This window comes from Microtetraspora fusca (genome assembly GCF_001570365.1).
Lineage (GTDB): Bacteria > Actinomycetota > Actinomycetes > Streptosporangiales > Streptosporangiaceae > Microtetraspora > Microtetraspora fusca.
In genome coordinates, this window is record NZ_BBYK01000039.1 from 245,115 (window position 1) to 268,749 (window position 23,635).

General features: G+C 69.9%; 25 protein-coding genes. 11 read left to right on the plus strand and 14 right to left on the minus strand.

Features of this window, described 5'->3' with window-relative positions; translation table 11 throughout:
* Positions 1-92: 92 nt before the first annotated feature.
* Positions 93-782, plus strand: a complete 690-nt coding sequence (locus AWQ68_RS04190; RefSeq protein ID WP_066934871.1) for a FadR/GntR family transcriptional regulator — start codon at positions 93-95, stop codon at positions 780-782.
* 265 nt (positions 783-1,047) lie between these two features.
* Here AWQ68_RS04190 and dnaN read toward each other — a convergent pair whose 3' ends face one another.
* The 3 genes from dnaN to AWQ68_RS04205 all read right to left on the minus strand — a co-directional run bounded on the left by dnaN (position 1,048) and on the right by AWQ68_RS04205 (position 4,210).
* The gene (gene dnaN / locus AWQ68_RS04195) at positions 1,048-2,160 is read right to left on the minus strand and encodes a DNA polymerase III subunit beta (RefSeq protein ID WP_066934875.1); all 1,113 of its coding nucleotides are present in this window, start codon (positions 2,158-2,160) and stop codon (positions 1,048-1,050) included.
* A 70-nt stretch (positions 2,161-2,230) separates the two neighbouring features.
* Positions 2,231-2,890 (minus strand): response regulator, encoded by a 660-nt coding sequence (locus tag AWQ68_RS04200; protein ID WP_066934878.1) that lies wholly within the window; start codon positions 2,888-2,890, stop codon positions 2,231-2,233.
* A 48-nt stretch (positions 2,891-2,938) separates the two neighbouring features.
* Positions 2,939-4,210, minus strand: a complete 1,272-nt coding sequence (locus AWQ68_RS04205) for a sensor histidine kinase (protein WP_066934880.1) — start codon at positions 4,208-4,210, stop codon at positions 2,939-2,941.
* A 229-nt stretch (positions 4,211-4,439) separates the two neighbouring features.
* Between AWQ68_RS04205 and AWQ68_RS04210 the strand changes: the two genes are divergently transcribed.
* Positions 4,440-5,828 (plus strand): alpha/beta hydrolase family protein, encoded by a 1,389-nt coding sequence (locus tag AWQ68_RS04210; protein ID WP_084463630.1) that lies wholly within the window; start codon positions 4,440-4,442, stop codon positions 5,826-5,828.
* A gap of 25 nt (positions 5,829-5,853) precedes the next feature.
* On the opposite strand, the gene AWQ68_RS04215 is transcribed toward AWQ68_RS04210, so the two are convergent.
* Both AWQ68_RS04215 and AWQ68_RS04220 read right to left on the minus strand, forming a co-directional pair.
* The gene (locus AWQ68_RS04215) at positions 5,854-6,510 is read right to left on the minus strand and encodes a response regulator transcription factor (protein ID WP_066934883.1); all 657 of its coding nucleotides are present in this window, start codon (positions 6,508-6,510) and stop codon (positions 5,854-5,856) included.
* A complete protein-coding gene (locus AWQ68_RS04220; RefSeq protein WP_066934886.1) occupies positions 6,501-7,994 on the minus strand; it encodes a sensor histidine kinase in 1,494 nt (497 codons plus the stop codon). Before AWQ68_RS04220 ends, AWQ68_RS04215 begins: the two co-directional genes overlap by 10 nt.
* Positions 7,995-8,148: 154 nt before the next feature.
* Between AWQ68_RS04220 and AWQ68_RS04225 the strand changes: the two genes are divergently transcribed.
* The 7 genes from AWQ68_RS04225 (at position 8,149) to AWQ68_RS04255 (ending at position 13,906) form a co-directional block, all read left to right on the plus strand.
* Positions 8,149-9,027 carry an ABC transporter ATP-binding protein gene (locus AWQ68_RS04225; protein WP_066934889.1) on the plus strand — a complete coding sequence of 293 codons (879 nt, stop codon included), beginning with the start codon at positions 8,149-8,151 and terminating at the stop codon, positions 9,025-9,027.
* A gap of 91 nt (positions 9,028-9,118) precedes the next feature.
* Positions 9,119-9,865 (plus strand): ABC transporter permease, encoded by a 747-nt coding sequence (locus AWQ68_RS04230; protein ID WP_066934892.1) that lies wholly within the window; start codon positions 9,119-9,121, stop codon positions 9,863-9,865.
* 80 nt (positions 9,866-9,945) lie between these two features.
* Entirely contained in the window at positions 9,946-10,734 is a 789-nt protein-coding gene (locus AWQ68_RS04235) for a helix-turn-helix domain-containing protein (protein WP_245655737.1), read from the plus strand.
* Between the two features lie 159 nt (positions 10,735-10,893).
* A complete protein-coding gene (locus AWQ68_RS04240) occupies positions 10,894-11,340 on the plus strand; it encodes an SRPBCC family protein (protein ID WP_066934899.1) in 447 nt (148 codons plus the stop codon).
* 44 nt (positions 11,341-11,384) lie between these two features.
* Positions 11,385-12,131, plus strand: a complete 747-nt coding sequence (locus AWQ68_RS04245; protein ID WP_066934902.1) for a phosphodiesterase — start codon at positions 11,385-11,387, stop codon at positions 12,129-12,131.
* A gap of 139 nt (positions 12,132-12,270) precedes the next feature.
* Positions 12,271-13,005 (plus strand): HNH endonuclease family protein, encoded by a 735-nt coding sequence (locus AWQ68_RS04250; RefSeq protein ID WP_245655738.1) that lies wholly within the window; start codon positions 12,271-12,273, stop codon positions 13,003-13,005.
* A gap of 73 nt (positions 13,006-13,078) precedes the next feature.
* A complete protein-coding gene (locus AWQ68_RS04255; RefSeq protein WP_066934908.1) occupies positions 13,079-13,906 on the plus strand; it encodes a patatin-like phospholipase family protein in 828 nt (275 codons plus the stop codon).
* Between the two features lie 20 nt (positions 13,907-13,926).
* Here the strand turns inward: AWQ68_RS04255 and dnaB are convergent, their stop codons facing one another.
* On the minus strand, positions 13,927-16,689 hold the full coding sequence (dnaB, locus tag AWQ68_RS04260; RefSeq protein WP_157544942.1) for a replicative DNA helicase: 2,763 nt from the start codon (positions 16,687-16,689) through the stop codon (positions 13,927-13,929).
* Positions 16,690-17,153: 464 nt separating this feature from the next.
* Here dnaB and AWQ68_RS04265 point away from each other — a divergent pair, with 464 nt between their 5' ends.
* Complete coding sequence (locus AWQ68_RS04265) at positions 17,154-18,476, plus strand: MATE family efflux transporter (RefSeq protein WP_066934911.1); 1,323 nt, start codon at positions 17,154-17,156, stop codon at positions 18,474-18,476.
* A gap of 57 nt (positions 18,477-18,533) precedes the next feature.
* Here AWQ68_RS04265 and AWQ68_RS04270 read toward each other — a convergent pair whose 3' ends face one another.
* From AWQ68_RS04270 to rpsF, 7 genes are all read right to left on the minus strand, one after another.
* Positions 18,534-19,277 carry an amino acid ABC transporter ATP-binding protein gene (locus tag AWQ68_RS04270; RefSeq protein ID WP_066934913.1) on the minus strand — a complete coding sequence of 248 codons (744 nt, stop codon included), beginning with the start codon at positions 19,275-19,277 and terminating at the stop codon, positions 18,534-18,536.
* Positions 19,277-20,125, minus strand: a complete 849-nt coding sequence (locus AWQ68_RS04275) for an amino acid ABC transporter permease (RefSeq protein ID WP_066935604.1) — start codon at positions 20,123-20,125, stop codon at positions 19,277-19,279. The genes AWQ68_RS04270 and AWQ68_RS04275 overlap by 1 nt, the downstream gene beginning before the upstream one ends.
* Complete coding sequence (locus AWQ68_RS04280) at positions 20,122-21,000, minus strand: ABC transporter substrate-binding protein (RefSeq protein ID WP_157544867.1); 879 nt, start codon at positions 20,998-21,000, stop codon at positions 20,122-20,124. The genes AWQ68_RS04275 and AWQ68_RS04280 overlap by 4 nt, the downstream gene beginning before the upstream one ends.
* Positions 21,001-21,159: 159 nt before the next feature.
* Positions 21,160-21,606 carry a 50S ribosomal protein L9 gene (gene rplI / locus AWQ68_RS04285; protein WP_066934920.1) on the minus strand — a complete coding sequence of 149 codons (447 nt, stop codon included), beginning with the start codon at positions 21,604-21,606 and terminating at the stop codon, positions 21,160-21,162.
* Positions 21,607-21,624: 18 nt separating this feature from the next.
* Complete coding sequence (gene rpsR, locus AWQ68_RS04290; protein WP_061256131.1) at positions 21,625-21,861, minus strand: 30S ribosomal protein S18; 237 nt, start codon at positions 21,859-21,861, stop codon at positions 21,625-21,627.
* An 86-nt stretch (positions 21,862-21,947) separates the two neighbouring features.
* Positions 21,948-22,472 carry a single-stranded DNA-binding protein gene (locus tag AWQ68_RS04295; protein WP_066934924.1) on the minus strand — a complete coding sequence of 175 codons (525 nt, stop codon included), beginning with the start codon at positions 22,470-22,472 and terminating at the stop codon, positions 21,948-21,950.
* 95 nt (positions 22,473-22,567) lie between these two features.
* Complete coding sequence (gene rpsF, locus AWQ68_RS04300) at positions 22,568-22,858, minus strand: 30S ribosomal protein S6 (RefSeq protein ID WP_066934926.1); 291 nt, start codon at positions 22,856-22,858, stop codon at positions 22,568-22,570.
* A 181-nt stretch (positions 22,859-23,039) separates the two neighbouring features.
* Between rpsF and AWQ68_RS04305 the strand changes: the two genes are divergently transcribed.
* Positions 23,040-23,354, plus strand: coding sequence for a hypothetical protein (locus AWQ68_RS04305; protein ID WP_066934928.1), 315 nt, complete (start codon positions 23,040-23,042; stop codon positions 23,352-23,354).
* A 31-nt stretch (positions 23,355-23,385) separates the two neighbouring features.
* On the opposite strand, the gene AWQ68_RS43405 is transcribed toward AWQ68_RS04305, so the two are convergent.
* On the minus strand, positions 23,386-23,562 hold the full coding sequence (locus AWQ68_RS43405) for a hypothetical protein (protein WP_169808852.1): 177 nt from the start codon (positions 23,560-23,562) through the stop codon (positions 23,386-23,388).
* Between the last annotated feature and the right edge of the window lie 73 nt (positions 23,563-23,635).

Genomic DNA, 23,635 nt, shown 5'->3' on the forward strand with positions numbered 1-23,635 from the left:
TCCCTGAGCTCGCGGCCCGTTCGGGGGCTCTGGAATAATCAGGGTCGACCGGTCATTGACTCATCGGATGACTGTCCCCCGAGGAGGCGGATGTGAGCCTGCGTACCGCGCAACGGGCGTCACTGGTCGACCAGGTGATCGATCAGCTCAAGGAGCAGATCACCTCTGGCTCCTGGCAGATGAACGCCAAGATCCCCACGGAGACCGTGCTGGCGGAGCACCTCGGTGTCGGCCGGAACACCGTACGTGAGGCGGTGCGGGCCCTCACCCACGCCGGCTTGCTGGAGTGCCGCCAGGGCGACGGCACGTACGTGCGGGCCACGAGCGAGCTGTCCGGCGCGATGGCGCGCCGGCTGCGCGCCGCCGAGCAGTTGGAGATCCTCGAGGTCCGCCGGGCGTTCGAGGTGGAGGCCGCGCGGCTCGCGGCCACGCGCCGTACGGCGGAGGACATCGAGAAGATCGAGAAGGCTCTCTCCAAGCGCGAGGAGACCTGGTCCGGCGGGCACGTGGACGCGTTCGTGGAAGCCGATCTGGAGTTCCATATCGCCGTCGTCGAGGCGACGCACAACCGCGTGCTGATGGACCTGTACGGCGACTTCGCGGCCGCGCTGCGCGCCAGCATCGCGGCGGCGGGCGGCTCGCTGAAGCAGAACTACATCCCGCACGACGCGATCGTGCGCGCGATCGTGGCCGGTGACGCCGCGGCGGCCGAGCGGGCCGGACACGCGTGCATCGAGCACATCCTGATCGCCCTCACCGAGTCGCAGGACCTCGCGGGCTGAGTCCCGGCGGACTCTCGACTCTCATTTCACGCGACCGATCCCAGCCCACTGATCGGCGCGCACGCTGCCCCCGGCCTTCCCTCTTCACCCGGCCGATCCCAGCCGGTCGATCCGGGCACGGCTGTTTCGGTCCGCCAACCCATTTCTTGCGGCTGGCCCACGTCGACTCCCCCTTTGCGGGGACGGCCTCGGCCAACCCAGCAACTTTGGCGACCGGTCTCGCCCGGCCGCCCTTATGCGCTCCGCGCTCGTTGCGTCAACGGGCTCAGCCGAGGCGCAGTGACATGACCAGGTAGCGGAAGTCGGGGTCGTCACCCTCGTTCGAGATGAGCGCCGGGCGGGTGGGCGAATCCATGCTGATGCGGGCGTGCTCCGTCTCCACCCCGGCCAGGCCGTCCAGCAGGAAGTGCGGCTGGAACGCGATCTGGATGTCGTCTCCCGTGAAATGGGCGTCGACGACCTCGGCGCCGCGGCCGATGTCACCACCGCCCGCCTGGATCAGGCACCTGCCGTCCGCCGAACCTCCCTCGCCCGCGGAGAACGAGAGCCGGATCGCGGTGTTCCGCTCGGCCACCAGGGCCACCCGCTTGATCGCCTCGATGAAGGGCGCCACCCGCATCTCGGCGTACATGGTCCACTCGCTGGAGAGCCGGGAGCGGTAGTCGATGAACTGCTCGTCGAGCAGGCGGACCGTGGTCGTGCGCCCCTGGCTCTCGAAACCGGCGACGCTGTCGCCGAGGCCGATGGACACCTCGCCGCCGCGCAGCGAGCGGGCCACGTCGACCAGCACCCGGGCGGGCACCACCGCGGCGTGCTGCTCACCTTCCTGGACGGGATGCCACAGGAAGTCGCGCCCCGCGATCCGGTAGCGGTCGGTGGCGGCCATGGACACCGAGACGCCGTTGATGTCGATGCGGATGCCGGTGAGCATCGGGAGCGTCTCGTCCCGGCTCGACGCGGCGGCGACCTGGCCGATCGCGGTGGCGAACACTCCGCCGCCGACCGCTCCGACCTTGGGCGGCATCGCGGGCAGGGACGGGAAGTCCTCGGCGGGCATGGTGATCAGACCGAACTCGACGCTGCCGCAGGTGAGCAGCGCCTCGGAGCCGTCGAGGGCGATCCGCACCGGCTCGTTGGGCAGGCTTCTGGTGATCTCCGCGAGCACCTTTCCCGGGATCAGCGCCCGGCCGGGCTCGGCCACATCGGCCTCGATCACCACCTGCGCGGAGACCTCGTAGTCGAACGCGGAGATCCGCAGATCGTCGCCGGCCTCCAACAGCAGACCGGAGAGCACCGGAACGGCCGGCCGGCCGGGCAGGACACGGGCCGCCCACGCCACCGCGTCGGCGAGAACGTCACGGTTCACCTCAAACTTCACGGGACCTCCTGTCACGCCTACCTGCCAGGCAAAGGTATCGGCCGGGACCGACAGAACGAATCCGGTCAGGTCAGCGGGTGCCGGGTTGGAGCAGCCCCGACTCATAGGCCGCGACGACGGCCTGGACGCGGTCGCGCAGCCCGAGCTTCATCAGCACGTTGCTGACGTGCGTCTTGACCGTGTGCTCGCTGACCACCAGCTCGGCGGCGATCTCGGCGTTGGACATGCCGCGCCCGAGAAGGACCAGGGTCTCGCGCTCGCGGTCGGTCAACACGTCCAAACCCACGGGCGCGGCGGCGGGACGCGGCCGCCTGCGCACCATGTCGTCGATCAGCCTGCGGGTCACCGCCGGGGCCAGGAGGGAATCACCCGCCGCCACGACGCGTACGGCATGGACGAGGTCGTCCCGGCGGACGTCCTTGAGAAGGAAGCCGCTCGCGCCCGCGTGGAGGGCGTCGTACACGTAGTCGTCCTGGTCGAAGGTGGTCAGCACGAGGACCCTCGTGTCGGTCTCGTCGCACACCACGCGGGCGGCCTCGATGCCGTCCATGCGGGGCATGCGTATGTCGAGCAACAGCACGTCCGGCACTTGACGGCGGACGGCCTCGATCGCCTCGGCACCGTCACTCGCCTCCGCGACCACGGATATGTCCGGCTGGGCGTCGAGGATCATCGCGAAACCGCTCCGGACGAGCTCCTGGTCGTCGGCCACCACAACATTGATCGTCACGTGGAAACCCTGCCAGAGGGCGTCGTATGCCTGGAACCGGGTTCACTCTCACATATCGGCGAGCGGTAGCCATACGGCCACCTGGAAGCCATGCGTACGGCCGGGTGGCGGGCCGAAGGAGGCGGTGCCGCCGCAGGCCGCGGCCCGCTCACGGATCCCGATCAGCCCGTTTCCGCCGGAAAAACCGGGCCCGCGAAGGGAAGACGCGTGCAGATCTCCGTCCAGATCGGCGGCGCGCGTCGAAGACCGCTGCACGTCGAAGCCGTGCGGATCGGAGGCGCCTTCCTTGTCGCGACGATCGCGCGCGTCGGCCGCGGCACCTCGCCCGTCGTCTGTGACGGTGATCGACAGCGCGTCGTCCCGCCAGTCGAGCCGGACCTCCGCCTCAGTGGCGGTGGCGTGCTTGAGCATGTTCGTCAGGGATTCCTGGACGATCCGGTAGGCGGCCACCTCCACATCCGACGAGACGGCGACCGGCTGTCCCGTGGTCGTCAGTGACACCCGTGGCCCCGTGTCGCCGACTCCGTCGACCAGTTCGGGGATCCGGTCGATCGTGGGTTGCGGTTCCCTCGGCCCCTCGGTCTCCTTCAGCAGGCCGAGCATCCGCCGGAGCTGCGCCATCGCCTCCCGGCCCGCCGCGCCGATCGCGTCGAAGGCGGCCTCCGCCCGGTCGGGATCGGTCCGTACGGCGAGCGGACCGGCCTCGGCCTGCACGACCATGATGCTGACCGCGTGGGCGAGGATGTCGTGCATGTCCCGGGCGATCCGGGCGCGTTCGCGCTCGGCGGCGCGTTCCGCCTCCAGCTCCCGCTCGCGTTCCAGTTGGGCCGCTCGCTCCTCCAGGACCCTCGCGTACGCCTGATGTACGGTGACCGCCCGGCCGAGGGCGTAGGAGGCGACCCACGTCAGCAGACCGCGGACCAGGGTGGGGACCGAGTTGCCACCGAAGAGGATCGATCCCGGCACCATGATCAGAATGACCCCCAGACGCTGCCATCGTGGTGCGAGTTGAGCGACGGTGTACGTGGCGACGAGATGTCCGTACCAGAGGGGCTGCGGGGGAATGTCCGGATCGTGCATCGAGTACACATTGGTCGCCAGGATGATCACGATGAGCACGGCCAAGGGGTACCTGCGGCGCACGATCAGCGGCAGGGAGGCGCCGATGACCGGTAGGTACTCCATGACTGTCCACGGCTCCGGGCCGGCCATCCGCCTCGAGTAGAAGAACGGCACGGTCTGGGCGGCGAGCACGACGACCGTCAACGCGGCATCGACCGCGAGCGGAGGAAGCGTCCGAAGTCGCGCGATCAGGGACATAGCGCCCAAGTATCGCGGGTGAGCCATGCACGCTCCTCCCTCGCACGAGGGATCCCTTTTCCGGGCTCCCTCCCTCGCGTGACGGAGCGGGAAGACCGCTCGAATCGGCGATCTCACGGGGTACCCCGTCGGGAAACCATGAGGCCATCGCATTTCACGACGCGGCGCCCGACACGACGTCACTCACATCGCGTTTCCCGGCTTCTGGCACACCATCTTGGAGAACCCCATGAAGATCGCTCTGGGCGCCGCCTCCCTCGCTCTCGCCCTCGGCGCCATGGCCACCACCGTGGCACCGGCGACCGCCGCCGAGGCCGCCGGGACGAAGAGCGCCTGGTCGTCCGAGCTCAAAACCGCCGATGTGAGCTTCCGTACCAGCGATGGGCTGACACTCGGCGGCCGAATCTTCGAACCCGCGAACGCCACCGGCAGGCTGCCCGGTCTGTTGCTCGTCCACGGGTCGGGCCAGGGCAACAAGTGGAGCGAGCTCCAGATGGAGGCCGAGGAGTTCGCCAAGCAGGGCATGGTGGTGCTGGCGCCCGACAAACGCAGCGTCGGCTATTCCAAGATGAAGCGGGACTACTCCCAGCTCGCCGACGACGCGCTGAAGGCCTTCGCCGTACTGCGGGACCGTCCCGAGGTGGACCCGGCGAAGGCCGGCGTCTGGGGCCTCAGCGAGGGCGGCTGGGTGGCGCCCATCGCCGTCACCCGGACCTCGGACATCAAGTTTCTGATCACGGTTGGCGGGCCCGGCCTGGAACCGCTGCGCAGCCAGGCCTGGAACATGGCCAACAAGGTGGACAGAGCCGGGATCGAGGGATCGGTCCGGACCTTGCTCAACGAGAGCTTCTACCGCTTGGGCGCGGACGCCGGGCTGTTCCCCGAGGCCCACTACGACCCCGTGCCGACGCTGAAGAAGATCCACCAGCCGGTGCTCGCCCTGTGGGGCGCCGAGGACAACCAGATCCCTCCGGCGGAGAGCGCGGAGATCTTCCGTAAGACCTTTCCCGGCAGCGTGACGGTCAGGTTCTTCCCCCACGCCCCGCACGCGCTGTGGGCCGCCGGGCGGGAGAAGGCCGAGGAACTCGTGCCCGGCTACGCCGAGACCGTCGGCTCCTGGGTCCGCGACGTCACCGGCGGCCACGTCCCCGCGTCGAGCGCCGACCCGCTGCCCGCGCAGCCGACCAGGAGCGTGCCACTCCCCGAGTCGGCGTGGTGGGAGGGCTGGCAGGCCCAGCTCATCGTGCTTGTGCTGCTGCTCGTGGCGTTCGCGACCTATCCGGTGGCCGCGCTGGTCCGTCGCCGCCGGGGCGGCGCCGGCGGTTCCTGGTCCAACCGGGTCCTCGCGGCGTCCGGTCTCGTCGGCGTGCCCCTCTTCGTGTACGCGGCCGTGTCCATGATCGGCTCCGCCAACGGTCACGGCATCGACCTCGGCCCGCTGATCGCCGGTCGGCCGATCCTCTGGCTGGTCGTGCAGCTCCTCGCCTTCACGACCCTCATCTCGACGGCCGTCTCGGCGACCCGGTGGCGTACGGCGCGGCTCCGGGAGTGGATGCTGATCGCCGGGGGCCTGCTCTTCATCCCCTGGGCGCTCTACTGGGGCCAGCTGCTCCCCTGATCCGACCCGACCTCGAACAGGCCCCTCAGGGGGCCTGTTTGCCGTTCAGGAAGGCGAGTACGGCGAGCACGCGGCGGTTGTCGTCGTCCGAGGGGGCCAGTCCCAGCTTCGCGAAGATGTTCGCGGTGTGCTTGCCCACCGCGCTGTCGCTGAGGAAGAGCCGCTGCCCGATGGCGGCGTTGGAGCGGCCCTCGGCCATCAGTTCGAGGACCTCGCGCTCTCGGGGAGTGAGCCGGCCGATCGGCTCGCTGCGCGCGTTGCGGGCCAGCAGCTTGGCGATCACCTCGGGGTCCATGGCGGTGCCTCCCTCGGCCACCCGGCGGACCGCGTCGATGAACTGGCCGGCGTTGAAGACCCGGTCCTTGAGGAGATAGCCGACGCCGCCCGAGCCGTCGGCCAGCAGCTCCCGGGCGTACAACTGCTCGACGTGCTGGGAGAGGACGAGCACAGGAAGGCCGGAGATCCGGCGGCGGGCCTCCAGGGCGGCCTGGAGCCCCTCATCGGTGAAGGTCGGCGGCAGCCGGACGTCGACGACGGCCACGTCGGGGCGCTCTCTCAGCATGGCGGCGAGAAGATCGGGGCCGGACTCGACCGCGGCGACGACGTCGAACCCATGTGCCCGGAGCAGGGCGACCAGGCCCTCCCGGAGGAGGTGCAGGTCTTCGGCGATGACTACGCGCACCCGTCCACCTTGCCACGCTTCGCCTGGTTGGTGAGGGTCACCGCGGTCGCCAGCATTCCACCACCCAGGAGGATCATCCCGACGATCGTCGGCCACTGCAGTGCTTCCGGCATGTAGAGCGCCAGGAACCACGACTTCACGGGGGTGCCGGCCAGCTTCATGACCATCGCGACGAGCCCCTGCGGGAACAGCGGGAGCCAGCACAGGCCCCAGCACACGCCCAAGGTCATGCTCTTCCACCTCGGGATCGGCGGGACCACGCTGTCCAGGGCGCGGGTCAGCTCCAGGACGGCCGTGGTGGGGCCGCCGACCGGGCTGTTCAGTGCGAGCACGCCGTCGAAGGCCGCGAGCCTGCGTTCGATGCCCTGCAGTCCGGTGCCCCGTCCGGGGTCCGCTCCGCCCCGGCCGTCATCGGTCACGGTGACCCGCAGGGTGGTCCCATGGTGGCTGATGTCGATCCACACCTCGGTCGCGCCGCCGTGCTTCACCGCGTTGGTCAGCAGCTCGCTGATCGCGAAGTAGGCGGCGGACTCCACCGGGGCGTCCGGCCGTACCGGCAGGTCGACGGTCACGTGCGCGGTGAGCGAGGTGTCCAGGACGAGAGCGCGTACGGCGTCGCCGAGCCCGCGCTCGGCGAGCACCGGCGGGTGGATGCCACGCACGACCTGGCGCAGCTCGCGCAGCGCGGTGGCCGACGCCTCGCTCGCCTTGGCGAGCAGTGCCTTGGCGGCGGCCGGGTCGGTGTCCACGAGCTGTTCGGCGGCGCCGATGGTCATGCCGATCGCGACCAGCCGCGCCTGCGCGCCGTCGTGCAGGTCCCGCTCGATGCGGCGCAGCTCGGCCGCCTGCGAGTCGACCGCGTCGATCCGGGTCCTGGCCAGGTGGCTGACCCGCTGGGCGAGCCGTGCCTTCTCGGTCGGCGCGAGCAGCCCGAGCGCGATCTGCCCGTGGACCCGCAGGCTCCAGGGGACGACGATCGGCGCCGTGGCCACGGCGATGACGGCGGGCAGCAGGCCGAGCACGTTGCCACTGAGCAGCGTGGGGAGCCCGGCCGCGACGAGCAGCACCGGAATGGCGACGATCAGACCGCCGGCCCACGGGTTCAGCATGAGGTAGGCGAGATCACGCCAGGTCGCGGGGTCGTTCACCATCCAGGTGAGCCGCCGGTTGAACGCCGGGATGCGCGGCGTCTTGTACAGGTTGCGGCCGTCGCGGTACCAGCCGTCCCGCTGTGGCCGCGGGGCCGGCGGGGTGGGCCGGTACGGCTCGTCGATCGTCACGCCGGACCACCTGGCGGCGAGCCTCCGCTGCGCCCCTGTCGTCGCCCGCGTGAGCCGTACGGCAGGGGGAAACACGAACACGAACCCCACGAGGAAGGTGAGCGCGACCGCGACCAGCATCACCAGGCCGACCAACTGCCCGAGGACCACCATTCCGAGAAGGCCGGTCGCGCGGCCCAGTGCCGTGAGAGTACGTCGGTTCATGCGCCTCAGTGTGTACGGAGGGAACGGGCGTGCGCAGTGACCCGAGACGCCCGGAAGGGGTGGAGTTTCCCCCACCCCCCGTCGGTCAAAAGTGCACCACAACCGGGTCCGCACCCGCATTCTCCCCTGCGCGGGAAATTTCTAGCTTCGTGGCATGGCAATCATCTCTGTCCACAACCTGCGTAAGACATACGGCGAGAAGGTCGCGGTCGACGACGTGTCGTTCGCGGTCGAGGAAGGCGAGATCTTCGGGATCGTCGGCCGCAACGGCGCCGGAAAGACCACCACGGTCGAGTGCGTCGCCGGGTTGCGCGCGCCGTCGTCCGGCGTCGTGGAGCTCGGCGCCGGCCTGACCGACGTGAAGGAGCAGATCGGCATCCAGCTCCAGGACTGCTCGCTGCCGGACAAGCTGAAGGTCGGGGAGGCGCTGGAGCTCTACGCGTCCTTCTACTCGCGACCCGCGGACTGGCGCGCGCTGCTCGACGAGATCGGCCTCGACCCGCGCGTCGCGTTCGCCAAGCTGTCCGGCGGGCAGCGCCAGCGGCTGTCCGTCGCGCTCGCGCTGGTCGGGAACCCGCGGGTCGCGATACTCGACGAGCTGACCACCGGCCTCGACCCGCAGGCCCGCCGCGACACCTGGGACCTGATCGAGCGCGTCCGCGAGATGGGTGTGACGGTGCTGCTGGTCACGCACTTCATGGAGGAGGTCGAGCGGCTCTGCGACCGGGTCGCGGTGATCTCGGCCGGCCGCGTACTCGCGGTGGACACCCCGGACCGGCTCATCGAGCGCGCCGGCGGCGGGCAGCGGATCGTCTTCCACACGACCGGGCCCGTCGACGCCCTCACAGCGCTGCCCGAGGTCACCACCGTCCAGCGGAACGGTGACGAGGTGGTCGTGACCGGCACCGGCGACCTGCTCGTCGCCGTGGTCGGCGCCCTCACACCGGGGCAGGTCAGCGGCCTGCGCACCGAGCGGACCACCTTCGACGACGCCTTCCTCGCCCTCACCGGGAACGCGCCCGCCTCGTCGTGACGCCTCCCCCGGCGCACACCCCGCCCCCAGTGACCCGTCCCCCCGCCCGTACGCCGTCGCGTGCCGGCTCTGACGAAACCGGAGAATCCTGATGCTGGTCCACAAGAAATTGATCCTCACCGAAGCGAAGCTGTTCCTGCGCGAGCCGGCCGCGGTGTTCTTCGTGACCCTCCTGCCCGTCGCGCTGCTGCTGGTGCTCGGCCTTTCCATCCCCGGGTTCAGCAAGGCGGATCCGGCCCTCGGAGGCGAGCGGCTCGTCGACGCCCAGTTCCCCGCGATGATGGTGCTGCTCTCGGTCGCGACGCTCGCACTGAGCGCGCTTCCCGCGACGCTGGTCACGTACCGGGAGAAGGGGGTGCTGCGCCGGATGTCCACGACGCCGGTACGCCCCGGGGCGCTGCTCGTGGCGCAGATCGCGATCAGCGCGGCCGTCGCCGTCCTGAGCACGACCTTGACGCTGGCGCTGGGACATCTGGTGCTCGACATGCCGGTGCCGCGGCTGCTCGCCGGCTTCGCCGGGGTGCTCCTGCTCGGCGCGGTCGCCCTGTTCTCCGTCGGGCTGTGGCTCGCCGCCGTGGCGCCGAGCGCGAAGGTCGTGCAGGGCGCGGGCGCCGCGGTGCTGTTCCCGCTGCTGTTCCTCGGCGGCATGTGGCTTCCGCGCGACCTCATGCCGTCCCCGCTGCGCGTGGTGAGCGATTTCACGCCGACCGGCGCGTTCGGGCAGGCGCTGCGGGACACGATGGGAGGGCACGCGCCCTCGCTCGCGCATCTCGCGGTCCTCGCCGGATGGGCGTTGGTCGCGGGGATCGCCGCCGCCCGCATGTTCCGCTGGCAGTGATCCGGCCCGGCCGGGGTGCGCCCGGTCCATTACCTCTCGGGGAATCGCGATCGTTCACCGGCGGGCATAGCGTCATGCACGTGACCACAGCTTCGATCCATCACCGGCCGATCGGCGTGCTGCTCCGCCAGTGGCGCGAGCGCCGCCGGTTGAGCCAGCTCGACCTCTCGATCCAGGCCGAGATCTCGACCCGGCATGTGAGCTTCATGGAGACGGGACGTTCCGCGCCCAGCCGGGAGATGGTCCTCCATCTCGCCGAGCATCTTGACGTCCCGCTCCGCGAACGGAACCACCTGCTGCTCGCCGCTGGCTACGCCCCTGTTTATACGGAATCCACGCTGGACTCGCCGCAGCTGGCAGCCGTACGCGACGCGATCGGCAAGCTGCTGGCGGGGCACGAGCCGTACCCCGCCGTGGTGGTGGACCGGGGGTGGAACCTGGTGGACGCCAACACGGGCCTCCGCATGCTCGCGGAGGGCATCGCCCCCGAGCTGCTGTCGAACGTGCTGCGCGCGAGCCTGCACCCCGACGGGCTCGCCCCGCGGATCGCGAACCTCGGGGAGTGGCGGGCGCACCTGCTCGGACGGCTCAAGCGGCAGATCACACTCACCGGGGACGCCGAGCTGGCCGAGCTGTACGCGGAGCTGCGGGAGTATCCCTGCGACCAGCCGGAGCCCGAGGTGGAGCTGCCGGGGCCGGGCGACATCTTCGTCCCGCTCCGGCTGCGGCGCGGGGATCGGGAGCTGTCGTTCTTCAGCGTCGTGGCGACCTTCGGCACGCCCCTCGACGTCACGGTCGCCGAGATGATGATCGAGTCGTTCTTCCCGGCCGACGAGGAGACCATCCGTTTCCTCCGCGACGTCGGGTGAGTCGCCCCGTCAGTGACGGCCGCCCGCCTCCGCCCGGGGAGCATGCGCACCGGGCGGCCGCATATGATCTTCTCCGAAATTCATGATCCGGACTTTTCGCGAAGCGCGGTCTTTGTCACAATTCCCGGCATAGATCACGTTCCAGGTCCGGAGGCCGTCGTGCCGCAGAAGGTACTGACCAATACATTCCACGTCGACGCCGCCCCAGAGGCGGTGTTCGAGCATCTCACCACGCCCGAGAGCTACATCGGGCTGTCGCCACTCGTGGTGGCGGTCAAGGATGTGGATCGTTCCGAACCCGGCGTGATCCGCTACACCTCCATCGAGCGGTTCCGGTTCCTCGGCGTCTTCACGCACGACAACCCGATCGCGGTGACGCTCCTCACCGAGGGACTCTCCGTACGCGGTGACGTGACGAGCCCGGGCAACGTCCGCCTCGTCTACCGGTTCGATCTGGCGCCGGACGGGCCCGGCACCCGGGTGGACGACCGGCTGGAGATCACCGCCCCCTGGTTCCTCACGGCATTCGCGGCCGGCCAGGCGCGCAAGGTCCAGCTCGCCCGCGCGGGCATCCTCGCCGAGCGCCTCGCCGTGCCCGTCGGCTGAGGCCGCCCGTGGAAAGCTGAGATCCCCGACTCCGAGGAGAGCCCATGCTCGTGCTGGCCCATGTGAGCGACATCCACATCGACGGGAGCGAGCGGAACACCGCGCGCGCCGCGAGAGTCCTCGATCACGTCGGCGGCCTGCCCGTCGACGCGATCCTCCTCACCGGAGACATCGCCGACCACGGGGCCGTCGAGGAGTACGAGATCGCCCGCGGCCTGGTCCCGGCCGACGTGCCCTTCGTTCTGTGCCCCGGCAACCACGACCTCCGCGAGAACCTCCGCAAGGTCATGCTCGACGCGACGGAGGACGGCCGGGCCGCCGACGGGCCGGTCAACCAGGTCCTCCACCTGCCGGGCGCGACGATCGCGCTGTGCGACTCGAGCATCCCCGGACGGCCGGACGGGCTCCTCGGCGACGAGACCCTCGACTGGCTCGACGCCGTGCTCGCCGCCGCTCCCGACGTGCCCGCCTTCGTCGGGATGCACCACCCCGCGGTCCCGCTGGGCATCCCGTACGTCGACGAGATCAGGCTGGGCGAGCCGGAGCGGCTGGCGGCGGTGCTCGCCCGGCACCCCCAGGTGGTGGCGGTGCTGGCCGGGCACGCCCACACGGGCGCGGCGACGACGTTCGCGGGCCTGCCCCTGCTGGTGGCGCCCGGCGTGGTGAACACCCTGCTGACGCCGTTCGAGACGAAGGCCCACCCGCCGATCGACCTCGACCTCCCTCCGGCCGTCGCCCTGCACGTCTTCGACGAGGGGCGGATCACCACGCACTATCGCCCCGTGGGGTGAGGTCGCGCCCGCTGTCTTTCGGCACGCGTGTGGTGATCTCGTAAACGGGGACGTCACCTCCCCGCTGGGTCAGGCGCCCCATTTTTGGGGATTTCTTTAGCCGGGCTTCATCGGGGAGGCGGCTCTGGAAACGCGCGAAGTGATCGTCGTCGTGGTCGCGGGCGTCCTGCTCGCCGCCGTCGCCGCCAAGGGGACCCAGCAGAGCGCCGCAGGCGCCTCGGGCGCGCGGGCCACGCCCGGCGTCGCGCGGGCCATACCGCTGCACAACACCCACGGCACCAAGCCGGGGCTCGCCCCGATCACCTCCACCAGGGACCGGGCCGCCGCGGTCGCGCTGATCCGGAAGCTGCGGGTCAAGGGAAGCGGCCCCAAGACCGGGTACGCGCGGACCCGCTTCGGAGAGAACTGGGCGGACACCGCCGACGGCGTGCCGTACGCGGGGAACGGCTGCAACACCCGGAACGACCTGCTCGCCCGGGACGGCCAGAACGTCCGATATCGCCAGGGCTCACACTGCGTGGTGATCAAGATGACGCTCAAGGACCCGTACACCGGCCGGACCATCCGGTGGCGGAAGCAGCGCGCCGACGTCGTCCAGGTCGATCACGTGGTGCCGATGTCGTACTCGTGGCGCATGGGCGCCGCCCACTGGCCGATGGCGAAACGGCTGCGCATCGCGAACGACCCGCTCAACCTGCTTCCCGTGTACGGGCCGGCCAACGAGGCCAAGGGCGGCTCAGGGCCCGCCTCATGGCTGCCTCCGAACCGGAAGATCCGTTGCGCGTACGTCACCCGGTTCGCCCAGGTCGCGCTCAAATACCACCTTCCGGTGACCCGGGCGGACAAGGCGACGATGCTCGTTCAGTGCCGGTGAGCCGACATCCCGCCTGCTTCATTACGATCAACACGCTCAAGTGAAATATCGGCTTATGCGTAAGGGGATGCCCATGGACACGACGACCCGCGCGCTGGTGCTCGGCGGTGGAGGCGTCGCCGGGATCGCCTGGGAGACCGGCGTTCTGGCCGGGCTCGCCGACGCCGGAGTCGACGTCACCGGCGCGGACCGGATCGTGGGCACCTCGGCCGGCTCAACCGTCGCCGCCCAGATCACCAGCGGCCTGACACTCGACGAGTTGCTCAGGCGGCAGACCGACCCGGCGGCGCAGGCCCCGGAGATCCCCAGCGGCGTGGCGATCGACGAGCTGATGGCGCAATGGGTCGAGATCTACACCCAGACCTCCGACCCTGCCGAGGCGCGCAGGAAGGCCGGGGCGCTCGCGCTCGCCGCGGCCACCGTGACGGAGGAACGGCGGCGCGAGGTCATCGCGGCGCGGCTGCCCGTCCACGAGTGGCCCGACCGCGACCTGGTCGTCGTCGCCGTCGACGCGTACACGGGCGAGCCGATCCTGTTCACGCCGCGGTCGGGCGTGAACCTGGTCGACGCGGTGGCGGCGAGCTGCGCTGTGCCGTGCGTCTGGCCTCCGGTGACCATCGGGGACACCCGCTACATGGACGGCGGCATGCGCTCGTCGAACAACGCCGACCTCGCGGCCGGTCACGACCGCGTGCTCGTGCTTTCGCCGCTTGAGGACCCGGAGCTGGCCGGGCAGGTCGCGGCGCTCGGCGCGACCGTCGAGGTCATCCAGCCCGACGACGCCTCCCGCGCGGCCATCGGCCCCGACCCGCTCGACCCGGAGGTGCGGACGCCGTCCGCCGAGGCGGGGTACGCCCAGGGACGGGCGGCCGCCGCGACCGTCGCGGCCCTCTGGCGGTAACCGCCCTCTGCGGGAGCCCGTCAGTGCGTGGCCATGTCCACGAAGCGGCTGTAGTGGCCCTGGAACGCCACCGTGACGGTGGCGGTGGGGCCGTTACGGTGCTTGGCCACGATCAGGTCGGCCTCGCCCGCCCTCGGCGACTCCCGCTCGTAGGCGTCCTCTCTGTGCAAGAGGATCACCATGTCGGCGTCCTGCTCAATCGACCCAGATTCCCTCAAGTCGGACACCTGAGGCCGCTTGTCGGTGCGTTGCTCGGGACCTCGGTTGAGCTGCGAGATCGCGATGACGGGCACCTCGAGCTCCTTCGCGAGGAGCTTGAGCGACCGGGACAGCTCGGAGACCTCCTGCTGGCGGCTCTCGGTCCGCTTGGGAGAGCTCATCAGCTGGAGGTAGTCGACGATGACGAACCGCAGGTCGTTGCGCTGTTTCAGACGGCGGCACTTGGCCCGGATCTCCATCATCGACATGTTCGGGGAGTCGTCGATGAACAGCGGCGCCTCGGCGACCTCGCCCATGCGTCGGGCCATCCGGGTCCAGTCGTCGTCGCTCATCGACCCCGAGCGCATCGTGTGCAGCCCGACCCTCGCCTCCGCCGAAAGCAGTCGCATCGTGATCTCATTACGCGACATTTCCAGCGAGAAGATGACAGTCGTCAGGCCGTGCTTGATAGCGGCAGATCTCGCGAAATCCAGTCCGAGGGTGCTGTTGTGCGTAGGAACGCAGGCCCTGCCGGCCAGGTACATGTGGTCGGCGTTGTCCACCTCCACGCACCGCACCGGCGTCGACGGCACCGGACGGACGTCCACGATGTACCGCACCCGAGTGGACGGATGCGACCGCATGACCTGTCGCTCGGCCTTGCGGGCCAGGCGGAAGACCTTGTCGGCCGTGGTGAAATTGATCATGTAGCACACGGACGACTGCGCCGATCGGCCCCTGACCGGCTTGGTCTTCATCGTGGCCCGGTAGCCGAGGCTCAGAACGAGTTCGAGGGCGTCCTCCGCGAGCCTCCTGTTGGTCACCGCGATCTGGATCTGGCCGTCGCGGCTCACGTATCCGTCGGTGTCCAAGAGTCCGGACAGGAGAGCCCGCCGCTGGCCTTCCGAGGCCCGGAGATACTGCTGAGGAATGTGCTTGTTTCCCAGGACGCCAAGACCGCGCAGGATGGCCTGAACCGTGCCGTGCCGCTTGCGACAGGCCTTGCACCGCCGAAGACCGCTGGACGGAGCTCCGCAGTCGGGACATGTGGGAGCCGGTGCAGGCGGTGAGACGAACCGAGCCCTGCCCCCGCACGACCGGCCGCATGTGCGCACCTGGGAGTTCTTGGGCACGAACAGCGCCCCGCACACGACACACACCCGCGGGGCGACGGGCGGCTCGGGAAGCCTCAGCGAGTACGTCGGCTCCGACCCGATGCGAGAGACCAGCAGCCCCTCCGCCTCGATGTTGGCGACGATCTCCGGGTCGACCGTGGTGAGCCGCGCGGCGGCACTGTGCCCGTCGCCGAGCCATGCGCCGAGCGCGTACGGAGGCAGCGGCAGATCGCGTTCGGGCAGCGCGAAGGGGGCGGCGACCGCCACCGCGTGGTTGGGCCGGTTGTCCGACGAGCAGCGCAACGTGGCCGCGATCTCCTCGGTGGTCACGACGTCCCTGTGGATGGCCGTCGTCGCCGCGTTTCTCGGCCGACCGGCACGGGCGTAAAGCGCCGTGAACAGGCGCCGGCGCGAGTAGCCGGGGGTGTTCCACAGGTAGCCGCGGGCGGAGCCGCTCACCTGTCGAGCCACCTTGCCCGCGCTCCCGATCTCCTTCTGCACCGTGTGAAGGACGTTCCGGAACTCGGCGCCCACCATGGCGAGCGCCTCGCGGTGGGTGACGAGATCGTCCTCGCGGGCCGGCGACGCTTCGTACGCGCTCCTTACACGGCTGACAGACTGGGCCGGCCAGTGAAGAGCGCGCCCGCTCTCCGCTCGTTGCCTTCGGGCCGCCCTCGTGGTCGTCCGCCATTGGTGCGAGCCGTCGGCCACGATCACCGTGCCGTCGCTGAACTCGACCTCGTAACACGGCCGTCCGTGCATGACCTCAGTGGCGGCGACGACTCGTGTGGGGACCCCGTCAGCGCCGAGAAGACAGTCACCCACCTTCACGTCGCCCATGTTCGTCCAGCCCGTGGGAGTGGGCAGCGGAGTGTCCAGGGCAAGGGCCTTGCCGATCGCGGGGCGAGCGGCCACGACGATCATTTGGCCGGGGTGCAAACCGTTGGTGAGGGCGTCGAGGTCCTGGAAGCCGGTGGGGACGCCGACCATCTGGCCGTGGCGGCTGCCGATGGCCTCGATCTCGTCCAGCGCGCCCGGCATGATCTCCGACAGCGGCAGGTAGTCCTCAGAGGTACGCCGCTCGGTCACCTTGTAGATCTCGCCCTGCGCGCGGTCGACCAGGTCGTCGACCTCCTCGCCCTGGCCGCCGTACCCGTAGGAGACGATGCGCGTGCCGGCCTCGATCAGCCGGCGCAGCACGGCCTGCTCCCGCACGATCTTGGCGTAGTAACCCGCGTTGGCCGCGGTGGGCACGACCGCGGTCAGCGTGTGGAGGTAGGGGGCGCCGCCGACCCGGCCCAGCTCGCCGCGCTTCTGCAGATCGTCCAGGATCATGATCGAGTCGGCGGGCTCGCCCCGGCCGTAGAGGTCGGTGATGACGTCGTAGATGATCTGGTGCGCGGGGCGGTAGAAGTCGTCGGCGCGCAGCACCTCGACCACGTCGGCGATCGCGTCCTTCGACAGCATCATGCCGCCGAGAACGGACTGCTCGGCCTCGATGTTGTGCGGCGGAGTCCGCTCGAAGGTGACGTCGGAGCCACCCGGCCCACCGGGGCCGCCGGGGCCGCCGGGACCTCCCGGCCCGCCCGGGAAATCAAGAACGCTCACCGGAGACACCCCCCAACACAGCAACCCCAGTTGTAATCCGCCGGTCTGACAGTTTCGCGGCTGCCGCGCCCTACCGGCAACGCGGCCTGTGGACCCACCTGTGGATAACGTGTGCACTTCGGCCGCCCAGGTGTGAACACCCTGGGGACGAGCCTGGGGATAACCCTGTGGCCATCGCCACTACAGCCCCATTGACCAGCCGAAACGTTATCCAAGGGCTGTGGAGGAAGGAAAGTCGGAAGATGGCCGAGACCGGATCGGCATGGCGGCGCCGCGACGCCGGGTAACAAGGCCGAGCATCGATATGTAACTGGCAAAATACCCTTATGCCACTGACAAGGGACGCCGAGCGGCGGGGAGAGGCCGGCGCTGGGCACCGCGAGATCCTCCGCCTCGCCGTCCCCGCGTTCGGGGCCCTGGTCGCCGAGCCGTTGTTCCTGCTGACCGACTCCGTCATCGTCGGACGGCTGCCCGATCCGGCCCTCGGCGCTCTCGGCGTGGCGAGCGCCGCCCTCTCCGCCATCGTCGGCCTGTGCGTCTTCCTCGCGTACGGCACGACCGCGGCGGTGGCGCGGCAGATGGGCGCGGGCGAGGCGCGCCGGGCGATGCGGCAGGGTGTGGACGGCATGTGGCTGGCCGCGGCGGTGGGCGTCGCCGTCATCGCCGTCTGCTGGCCGCTCGCCCCGGGGATCGTCGATCTCTTCGGCGCCTCCGACCGGCTGGCCGGGCTGGCGACCACCTATCTGCGGGTCAGCCTGCTCGGCACGCCCGCCCTGCTTCTCGTGCTCGCGGGCACGGGCGTGCTGCGCGGCCTCCAGGACACGGTGACGCCTCTCGTGGTCTCGGTGGCCTCCTTCCTGCTGAACGGCGTGCTGAACGCCTGGTTCGTCCTCGGGCTCGGCTGGGGCATCGCCGGGTCGGCGTGGGGCACGGTCATCGCCCAGGCGCTCGGCGCGGCCGTCTACCTCGTCATGGTCGTCAGGGGCGCCCGGCGCCACGGCACTTCGCTCCGGCCCGACCTCGCCGGCATCCGGGCCGCTGGCACCGCCGGTCTGGCCCTGGTCATCCGTACGGCGTGCCTGCAGGTGGTGCTGCTGACCGCCACGTCGCTCGCGACCCGGATGGGCGACGCGCAGATCTCGGCGCACACCATCGCGGCGCGGATCTGGACGTTCCTCGCGTTCGCCCTGGACGCCATCGCCATCGCGGGGCAGGCGATCACCGGCCGGACCCTGGGCGCGGGCGACACGGCCGCGACCCGGTCGGCCACCCGCCGCATGGTCGCATGGGGAGTGGGGTGCGGCGTCGTCTTCGGCCTGGCCGTCCTCGCGCTCCGCCCGCTGATCCCGGGGGTGTTCGACGCCCCTGGCGCGGTGTCCGACCGGCTGGAGGAGGTGCTGTGGCTGGTGGCACTGTTCCAGCCGATCGCGGGTGTCGTGTTCGTGCTCGACGGCGTGCTGATCGGCGCGGGCGACCAGCGTTACCTCGCCTGGGCCGGGCTGATCACGACTCTCGCGTACCTGCCGTTCGCCCTGATCGCGGGGAGCCTCGTCGCGTTGTGGGCGGCCTTCGGCGTGTGGATGCTGGCCCGGATGCTCACTCTCTCCTTCCGCGCGTACGGCACGGCCTGGCTGGTCACCGGCGCGTGACCGGCCTGCTCGCGCCGGACCCACCGCACGGACGCCGCTGAAGGCCCCCAGAAGGCGTCAGAGTCGCCCGGAGTCCAGTACGCGCTGGAGGAACTCACGGGTGCGCGGATGCTCGGGCGAGGAGAACATCTGGTCGGGAGCGCCGCGTTCGAGCAGGACGCCGCCGTCGAGGAAGCAGACGGTGTCGGAGATGTCCCTGGCGAAGCTCATCTCGTGGGTGGCGAGGATCATCGTCATCCCGGTGTCCTTGAGCTCGCGGATGATGCTCAACACCTCGGTGACGAGGATCGGGTCGAGCGCGGAGGTCACCTCGTCGAGCAGCAGCAGCCGCGGCTGGGTGGCGATGGCCCGGATGACGGCCACCCGCTGCTGCTGGCCGCCGGAGAGCCGGTCGGGGTACTCCCCCGCCTTGTCCGCGAGACCGAACCGGGAGAGCAACTCCCGCGCCTGCTCCTCGGCCTGCGCCTGGGCGACCTTGTGGACCTTGCGCGGGGCCAGGGTGATGTTCTCCAGCACGGTCATGTGCGGAAAGAGATTGTAGGACTGGAAGACCATGCCGATCCGCTTGCGGACCTCGTCCACGTCGGCGCGCACGTCCGTGATCTCGTCGCCGTCCAGGTGGATGGCGCCGTCGTCGATGGTCTCCAGCAGGTTGACGCAGCGCAGCAGCGTGGATTTGCCGGAGCCGGAGGCCCCGATCAGGGTGACCACCTCGTGCGCCGCCACGTCGAGGTCGATGCCGCGCAGCACGCTCTGGTCGTGGTAGTTCTTCCACACGCCCTCGATGCGCAGGAGCGTCATCAGGCACCTCCGGGGCCGCGGCGGCGGGCGGCCCGCGCCGACAGGTAGTCGGTGAACCGCGCCATCGGGATCGTGAGCAGGATGAACAGCAGCGCCGCGACGAGATAGGGGGTGTAGTTGAACTTCCCGGCGGCGTAGATCTGCGCCTGCCGCAGCGACTCAATCACACCGATCGTGGAGACGAGCGCGGTGTCCTTCTGCAGCGAGACGAAGTCGTTGAGCAGCGGCGGGATCACCCGGCGCACCGCCTGCGGGAGCACGACGTGGCGCATGGCCTGCCCGTGGGACAGCCCGAGGGAGCGCGCCGCCGCGATCTGGCTCGGATGCACCGTGTCGATGCCCGCGCGGAAGACCTCCGCGACGTACCCGCTGTACGCGAGGACGAGCGCGATGACCCCGAGGGTGATCTCGTCGGACGGCACGCCGGAGAGCTGGAGAGCAGGCAGGCCGAAGCCGACGAGCATGATGACGAGCAGCGTCGGCACCCCGCGGAACACGTCGGTGTAGACCACGGCCAGCACCCGCAGCGGGAAGAAGACCGGCGCCCGTAGCCCCCGGGCCAGGGCGACCAGCAGCCCGAGCACCAGGATGATCGGCTCCGCGATGAGGAAAACCTGGACGTTGATCCAGAAGCCGCGGAGCACGTCGGGCAGGGACCGGAGGAACGCCTCGGGGCTGAAGAACGTCTCCTGCACCCGCGGCCAGCCCGGAGAGTTGACGACCAGGACGGCCACCAGGGTCAGGAAGACGATGGTGGACGCCGTGGCGACCGAGCTGGAGCGGATCGCCTGCCGACGGCGGATCCGCTCCCTCTCCTGCTGTCGGGGGCTTTTGGGGGGCTGCGTCACTTCATCTCCGGCGCGCCGGCCGCCGCGCTCAGCCACTGCTGCTCGATCTTGGCGAGCTCACCGGAGGACTTCAGCGCGCCGACGGCCTCGTTGACGCAGGAGACCAGGGAGCTGCCCTTCTGGAAGACGAGGCCGAACTCCTCGGGCGTTCCGCCGGTGGCCGCGAACTGGCCGACGATCTTAGAGTTCTCCACCTGGGCGGCGGTGACGTAGAACGCCGTCGGCAGGTCCACCACGATGGCGTCGACCTGCTTGTTCTTGAGCGCGTTCACGGCGTCCACCTGCTGGGTGTAGACCTTGGGCTCCTTGGCCGGCTGGATCACGCTCTTGACCGCGTCGAGGGAGGTGGTGCCGACCTGGACGCCGATGGTGGCGTCCTTGAGGTCGGCCAGCCCGGCGGCCGAGGCGTACTTGCCGCCGTTCAGGGCGACGATGCCCTGCTTGACCGTGTAGTACCCCTCGCTGAAGTCGACGACCTTCGCCCGGTCGGGCGTGATCGAGATCTGGTTGACGTCGAAGTCGAACTTCTTGTCCCCCGGCGCGTACGCGGTGTCGAACGGGACGGTGGCCCAGGCGACCTCGTCCTTGGTGAAGCCGAGCTTTTCGGCCACGGCGTAGGCGACCGCGCTCTCGAAGCCCTCGCCGCTCGTCGGGTCGTCGTTCTTGAACCACGGCTCGTACGCGGGCTTGTCGGTGCCGATGGTCAGCTTGCCCGGGGTGACCAGCGTGAGCTGGTCCTTCGCGCAGCTCGCCGCGGCCGGGCTGCCGGAGGCGCTCCCGGCCGGCTGGGCCGTCGCGTCGTTGCCGGCCGGTGCGCACGCGACCGCCGCCGTCGTGAGGACGCCGAGCGCCAGCAACAGCGAGGGACGGTGCATTTCAGCCTCCATGCAGTAAAGATCGTGCATAGTCCGCGTTTGGGACGGGCTAGATACTATCGGCCGTTTATTTCGGGCCCACCGGGGAACGGCCGCGCACGTCGAAGGGCCCCTCCCGGAGCGGGAAGGGCCCTTCGATTCAGTCGGGTGACGGCTGGCTCAGCCGGCGACGACCTCGACGTCCAGGGTCGCGGACACCTCGGGGTGCAGCTTGACGCTGACCCGGTGGGAGCCCACGCTCTTGATCGCGTTGCCGATCTCGATGCGGCGGCGGTCGAGCTTCGGACCGCCGGCGGCCGTGACGGCCTCGGCGATGTCACCGGTGGTGACCGAGCCGAAGAGGCGGCCCGCCTCGCCGGCGCGGGTCTTCAGGACCACCTTGAGACCGCCGAGCTGACCGGCGACCTCCTTGGCCGTGCCCAGGTCGCGGATCTCACGGGCCTGACGGGCCTTCTTGATCGAGGCGATCTGCGACTCGGCGCCGCGGGTCCACCGGATCGCGAAGCCGCGCGGGATGAGGTAGTTGCGGCCGTAGCCGTCCTTCACCTCGACGATGTCACCGGGGGCGCCGAGGCCGGAGACCTCAGTGGTGAGAATGAGCTTCATGTCCTGAGACTCCTTTCCTTAGCGCGCGGTGCTCGTGTACGGCAGCAGGGCCATCTCACGAGCGTTCTTGATAGCGGTGGCCACGTCGCGCTGGTGCTGGGTGCAGTTGCCCGTCACCCGGCGAGCACGGATCTTGCCGCGGTCGGAGATGAACTTCCGCAGCAGCGCCGTGTCCTTGTAGTCGACGTAGGAGATCTTGTCGTGGCAGAACAGGCAAACCTTCTTCTTCGGCTTGCGCAGTGCCGGCTTCGCCATCGTGGTGCTCCTTTCAGAGCCCCGCAAGATGCGGGAATGGTCGCTCGGATACGTTTTCGTGGGTTGGTGTCACCTGGAAAGGTGATCTAGAAAGGCGGTTCGTCGCTGAAGTCGCCGCCGCCGAAGCCACCGCCGCCGCCACCCTGGTTGTAGCCGCCGCCGCCGCTCGGAGAAGCGGGGGTGGCCGACGCCCAGGGGTCGTTCGCCGGTCCGCCGAAGCCACCACCACCGCCGCCGCCCTGCCGGGCGGTCTTGTTCACCTTGGCGGTGGCGTTGCGCAGCGAGGGGCCGACCTCGTCGACCTCGACCTCGTAGACCGTGCGCTTCTCGCCTTCCTTGGTCTCGTACGACCGTTGGCGCAGCCGTCCCTGCACGATGACCCGCATGCCGCGCTGCAGGCTCTCGGCGACGTTCTCCGCCGCCTGCCGCCACACGTTGCAGGTCAGGAACAGGCCTTCGCCGTCCTTCCACTCGTTGGTCTGGCGGTCCAGGAACCGCGGAGTGGATGCGATGCGGAACCGGGCCACAGCCTGCCCCGTCGGGGTGAAGCGCAGCTCCGGGTCGTCGACAAGGTTGCCGACGATGGTGATCGTGGTGTCGCCTGCTGCCATCGGTCGCTTTCGCCTTCCTATCCCGTCAGCTCAGCCGTCAAGGGCTCAGAGTACGGCCATGGCCCGACAAAAAAGCCGGGCTCGGCCGTTCTCGGTCAGTGGAGCTCGGGACGGAGAACCTTGGTGCGGAGAATGCCCTCGTTCAGGTTGAGCTGACGGTCCAGCTCCTTGACCGTGGCGGGCTCCGCGGTCAGGTCGACCACGGCGTAGATGCCCTCGGACTTCTTCGCGATGTCGTAGGACAGCCGGCGGCGGCCCCAGACGTCGACCTTCTCCACGGTGCCGCCGTCGTTGCGGACGACGCTGAGGAACTGGTCGAGCGAGGGCTGCACGGTGCGCTCATCGAGGGCCGGGTCGAGGATGACCATCAGCTCGTAACGACGCATGCGGAATCCAACCTCCTCTGGACTCTTGCGGTCACGACGCCTTGCCGTGACAGGAGGACGCTGCGGGCGGCGCGGGGAAACTCCACCCCACGCGTATCCAACACAGCCGAATCAGGCTACCAGGCCCCTGGCCGTACGCGCCTCCGCGAGGGAAACTGAGCAACAGGAAGGGGTGACGCACATGCCGCACGTTATTGGCCGCGTCCGAAGGCCGACCCACCGCCTCACCCTCAACACGGACGGTAGGCCGCACACTCTGGAGAACACCCTCGCGGTCAGCACGCTGGTCGTCGGTCTCCTGGCGATCGTCACCGGGTTCATCGTCAGTCTCCACCCGGTCGCCGCGTGGGTGGGCACGATCGGATTCTGCGGCGGGCTGTACGCGCAGTACGTATCCGTGACGACCCCGCAGCGCTGCCTCATCATCATCGGGATCGTGGGCTCCTTCGTGGGCGCCGCGCTGGGGATCGCCCACGGCGGGTTCCTTCCGCACTGACGCGTGACGCCGGGCCGCCGGGCCCGGCCGTTCAGCGTGCCAGGTGCAGGTCCACGCCCAACAGCACGAGGACCCAGAGGAAGACGGAGAGGAACGCCTCGGCGATCTGCCGCAGGACGCCGGGCGTCAGGTAGTGATGCGTCCAGGCGACGTAGACGCCGACGGCGAGATAGATCAGAAAGACGACACGGAACAGCCGGGGGGTCATGTCGGCCTCCTCGCGATCCGGCGCGTGCAGCGCCACCGACGAGAAGGTTGCCCGGTCATATCCCCTTGAAACA

Excerpts from the sequence above, each read along its gene's own strand:
- AWQ68_RS04205 (WP_066934880.1), bottom strand. The coding sequence starts at position 4,210 with ATGTCCCTGATCGCGCGACTTCGGACGCTTCCTCCGCTCGCGGTCGAT.
- AWQ68_RS04210 (WP_084463630.1), top strand. The coding sequence starts at position 4,440 with ATGAAGATCGCTCTGGGCGCCGCCTCCCTCGCTCTCGCCCTCGGCGCC.
- AWQ68_RS04220 (WP_066934886.1), bottom strand. The coding sequence starts at position 7,994 with ATGAACCGACGTACTCTCACGGCACTGGGCCGCGCGACCGGCCTTCTC.
- AWQ68_RS04225 (WP_066934889.1), top strand. The coding sequence starts at position 8,149 with ATGGCAATCATCTCTGTCCACAACCTGCGTAAGACATACGGCGAGAAG.
- AWQ68_RS04230 (WP_066934892.1), top strand. The coding sequence starts at position 9,119 with ATGCTGGTCCACAAGAAATTGATCCTCACCGAAGCGAAGCTGTTCCTG.
- AWQ68_RS04245 (WP_066934902.1), top strand. The coding sequence starts at position 11,385 with ATGCTCGTGCTGGCCCATGTGAGCGACATCCACATCGACGGGAGCGAG.
- AWQ68_RS04255 (WP_066934908.1), top strand. The coding sequence starts at position 13,079 with ATGGACACGACGACCCGCGCGCTGGTGCTCGGCGGTGGAGGCGTCGCC.
- dnaB (WP_157544942.1), bottom strand. The coding sequence starts at position 16,689 with ATGATGCTGTCGAAGGACGCGATCGCCGACGTGGTCGAGGTGCTGCGC.
- AWQ68_RS04265 (WP_066934911.1), top strand. The coding sequence starts at position 17,154 with ATGCCACTGACAAGGGACGCCGAGCGGCGGGGAGAGGCCGGCGCTGGG.
- AWQ68_RS04270 (WP_066934913.1), bottom strand. The coding sequence starts at position 19,277 with ATGACGCTCCTGCGCATCGAGGGCGTGTGGAAGAACTACCACGACCAG.
- AWQ68_RS04280 (WP_157544867.1), bottom strand. The coding sequence starts at position 21,000 with ATGCACCGTCCCTCGCTGTTGCTGGCGCTCGGCGTCCTCACGACGGCG.
- rplI (WP_066934920.1), bottom strand. The coding sequence starts at position 21,606 with ATGAAGCTCATTCTCACCACTGAGGTCTCCGGCCTCGGCGCCCCCGGT.
- rpsR (WP_061256131.1), bottom strand. The coding sequence starts at position 21,861 with ATGGCGAAGCCGGCACTGCGCAAGCCGAAGAAGAAGGTTTGCCTGTTC.
- AWQ68_RS04295 (WP_066934924.1), bottom strand. The coding sequence starts at position 22,472 with ATGGCAGCAGGCGACACCACGATCACCATCGTCGGCAACCTTGTCGAC.
- rpsF (WP_066934926.1), bottom strand. The coding sequence starts at position 22,858 with ATGCGTCGTTACGAGCTGATGGTCATCCTCGACCCGGCCCTCGATGAG.
- AWQ68_RS04305 (WP_066934928.1), top strand. The coding sequence starts at position 23,040 with ATGCCGCACGTTATTGGCCGCGTCCGAAGGCCGACCCACCGCCTCACC.
- AWQ68_RS43405 (WP_169808852.1), bottom strand. The coding sequence starts at position 23,562 with ATGACCCCCCGGCTGTTCCGTGTCGTCTTTCTGATCTATCTCGCCGTC.